The sequence below is a fragment of the Sphaerospermopsis aphanizomenoides BCCUSP55 genome (genome assembly GCF_001586785.1).
GTDB lineage: Bacteria > Cyanobacteriota > Cyanobacteriia > Cyanobacteriales > Nostocaceae > Sphaerospermopsis_A > Sphaerospermopsis_A aphanizomenoides_A.
In genome coordinates this window covers 1-3,421 of record NZ_LUFH02000198.1, presented here as the reverse complement: position 1 = coordinate 3,421, position 3,421 = coordinate 1, and the positions used below count along the sequence as shown (strand labels likewise).

General features: G+C 39.1%; 3 protein-coding genes. 1 reads left to right on the top strand and 2 read right to left on the bottom strand.

Annotation, left to right across the window (positions count from 1 at the left end):
- Positions 1-1,252 (bottom strand): calcium-binding protein (locus tag A0J48_RS26120; protein WP_459213939.1); only part of this gene is annotated, 1,252 nt, incomplete at its 3' end.
- Between the two features lie 642 nt (positions 1,253-1,894).
- On the opposite strand from A0J48_RS26120, the gene A0J48_RS26115 reads away from it, so the two are divergent.
- Positions 1,895-2,215 carry a type II toxin-antitoxin system HicB family antitoxin gene (locus A0J48_RS26115; RefSeq protein ID WP_200327487.1) on the top strand — a complete coding sequence of 107 codons (321 nt, stop codon included), beginning with the start codon at positions 1,895-1,897 and terminating at the stop codon, positions 2,213-2,215.
- Between the two features lie 305 nt (positions 2,216-2,520).
- On the opposite strand, the gene A0J48_RS26110 is transcribed toward A0J48_RS26115, so the two are convergent.
- Positions 2,521-3,421: M10 family metallopeptidase C-terminal domain-containing protein (locus A0J48_RS26110; RefSeq protein ID WP_200327486.1), on the bottom strand; the 901-nt coding region annotated here is incomplete at its 5' end.

Below are 3,421 nucleotides of genomic sequence, written 5' to 3'. Positions count from 1 at the left end.
CATAGTTACCACTGCTGTTGATATAGGCATATAAGTAACCATTCCATCCTCCTACACCATTGTCATAAATATAGCTATCAATCCCAGCCAGGTAAGTTGTTGTGCCTGCATAGGTGTTGCTGGAATAATCGATAATTAATAGGTCGTCACCTTCTCCACCATAGACGTAATCGTATCCTTGTCCAACACTGATGCTATCATTGCCATCACCAGTATCAATGCTTTCATCAAACCTGCCAGTAAAGGTAATTGTATCGTTGCCTGTACCTGTGGTCAGGTTTGCAAACCGTTCTACGTTTTTGACAACTGTACCGTTGCTTTCTGTAAATGTGCCACCACTGTTATTAACGGTTAAATTTGTGGTGAAACTACTAAAGTCGGCATAATTGATAGTGTCTGTGCCTGCGCCACCATCTATGGTGAAGGCTTCATCACCGCCTATGTCAAAGGTGTCATTGAAGTTTGTGCCTGTAATTTGGAAGCGTTCAATGTCGTAAAAGTCAACTGCGTCATAGTTACCACTGCTGTTGATATAGGCATATAAGTAACCATTCCATCCTCCTACACCATTGTCATAAATATAGCTATCAATCCCAGCCAGGTAAGTTGTTGTGCCTGCATAGGTGTTGCTGGAATAGTCGATAATTAATAGGTCGTCACCTTCTCCACCATCAACATAGTCTTGTCCCCGTAAGGAACTAATAGTGTCATTGCCAGAAGTTCCTGTAATAATATCATTCCCGTTAGTTCCCGTATAATTTGCTTGCTCTACTAAAACTCTTTCTCCATCGAGATTAATAATTGCTGAATCATCCTCTGCTTGCAAAGCCTCTAAGGTTGAAGCATCCAGACTTTTACCCTGCACCAACTCAGCAAAAATCGCTCCTTCATCTCCGGCACTATCCGTTAGATTAATTTGATCATCTACAAAATGTCCAATTTCTTCTAACAGAACTGCACTAATAGCTGCTGATGTGGCATTTGCAACAAAGGTATTTGATAGATAAATCTTATTCTTGCTGCTGGCATAAGCGCCGTTTGCACCACCAAGAATGCTACTATCAATAATTTCTATTTCTGGAAGTTGACTAAAATCTCCAGCTTGCCACTGTAAACGTAGAATTTCCGCTGCACTGTGGTCGTATTGTGTACCAAAAGCAGTATCAAAAACCTGCCAGAAGTTATCTAAACCAGAAAAGGCGCTCAGTTGATTGTATGTCAGCGTTAGGGCATCGTTGAGTAAAGTATTCATAAAATAGGGCTTGTATAAGTTTTATACATCTTAGCCCTGTTTAATTTTGACAAGCAATTAGTATATTTTGGGAAAATAGCTATATTTTTTATACTTACCGAGAATAGCCATAAAATGGCAAAAAAGCTCAAACAAGGCTTATATTTGCCATTCATAAATCTTGATCAATATGTACCCACCTTCATGGATAATAGTATCAGAAAGTGATACTATATAAATGGAACTAAACAACAAACACCAAAAAACACTCCAAGACATTTTTGAGAACCCAGTCAGAGCAAACATACCGTGGACAGATATTGAAAGTTTGTTTTTACCATTGGGAGCAGAAGTCACAGAGGGTTCAGGTTCAAGAGTGAGAATTGCTTTCAATGGGGTGAGGTCAGTTTTCCATAGGCCACATCCTGAGAGGTTGTTTTAAAAGTTTGAGATGGTTATTTTCAACACTTCTAGATCCCCCCTAACCCCCCTTATTAAGGGGGGAACTAGATTCAAAGTCCCCCCTTTTTAAGGGGGATTTAGGGGGATCTAAAAATATTTGATACACCATAAGAGACTTTTCAAACATCCTCTGAGAAAGAAACAGACAAAGGTGGGTAAAGTCTATACGACGTTTTCTATTAGAAGCGGGATTGAATGGTGATGAAATATAAAGGTTACGAAGCAGTAGTAGAATTTGATGATGAAGCTGAAATTTTCCACGGTGAAGTTATTAATATTAGAGACGTAATTACATTTCAAGGCAGTAGTGTCAAGGAATTAAAACAAGCATTTCAAGATTCGGTAGATGATTATTTAGCATTTTGTCAAGAACGTGGTGAAGAACCAGATAAGCCATTTTCAGGTAAATTTGTAGTCAGAATTAACCCTCAATTACACAAAACAATTGCCATACGAGCTAGACAACAAGGTAAAAGCCTAAATTCTTGGATAGAACAGCGATTATCTGAATTTATTGCATAGGAGAGCATTGACATAATATGAGGATAGGTAATAAGCCTAACCGGTCATGATATAGCGTTTCCGACTCTAATGAAGTACAAAATTATCTGCGTTCATCTGCGTTCATCTGCGTTTAATTATCACTCTTCGCACCTCACTTGAATAGGAATTGCTATACCGTGAATTTGATGAACCTCTCCACGAACCTTCTCCAAGTCGGAGAGGACATTTTAATTATTCATTCAGCAGTTGAAAATTATGTTTTTAAGCCTCTCTCCTGGTAGGGGAGAGGTTTGGAGAGGGGTTTTCAAATGTTGTCAAAAAAACTAAGCAATCACCAGAAAATCACTACTGCTGAGAGTAATACTAGGATTACTTAAATAAGCAAATTCAAACACTGAACTTGCACCCAAAACATTACCATTTTGGTTATAGAAAAGACTGCCAGTTTCTTGACTATAAACAATGCGAGCATTACTAGCATCTACTAACCCATCATTTGCCACTACAGCAAAGTCGGTTAACGCTTGTCCAGCAGCATTAGTAATGGCATTGAATGTAGTTTTACTTAGTACAATATCGTCTTGTCCAACTGCAAAATCGGTAATCAAATCAACACCTAAGCTAGTGTTAAAAACTCCACTGTTTTGGAATTGATATTTATCATTACCAACTCCTCCTATGAGAATATCATCACCTAATCCTCCCAACAGGGTATCATTTCCGGCTAATCCTTGCAGTTGGTCATTTCCTTCTCCACCCACAAGCAGGTTATCGAGAGTATTACCAGTGAGACGGTCATTACCTGTACCACCTGTGGCGTTTTCAATCACATTATTAGCCGAGAGGATGAGTTTGAGATTGCTATTAACTGTTTGTGAAACAGTTACACCCAAATTTGCTTTGACAGCAGCAGTAGTACCAGTAAAGTCAAGAGTATCAATTCCCCCCGTTGTAGTTTCACTAATCGTATCCGTTCCTAAAGCAGAATTGGCGACAAAACCATAAGTATCATTACCATTCAAACCTGCAAGAGTATTGTTAGCACTATTACCTCTGAGGATGTTATTGTTGGTGTTACCAGTACCATTTATAGCCGATGTTCCCGTTAAAGTTAGATTTTCCACACCTGCGGCTAAAGTTGTGGTGACAGAAGCACTGAGGGTATCAGTAATAGTTGTGGTAGCAGTGGTTTTACTTCCTAAACTAGCGTTAGTGGGAGAACTC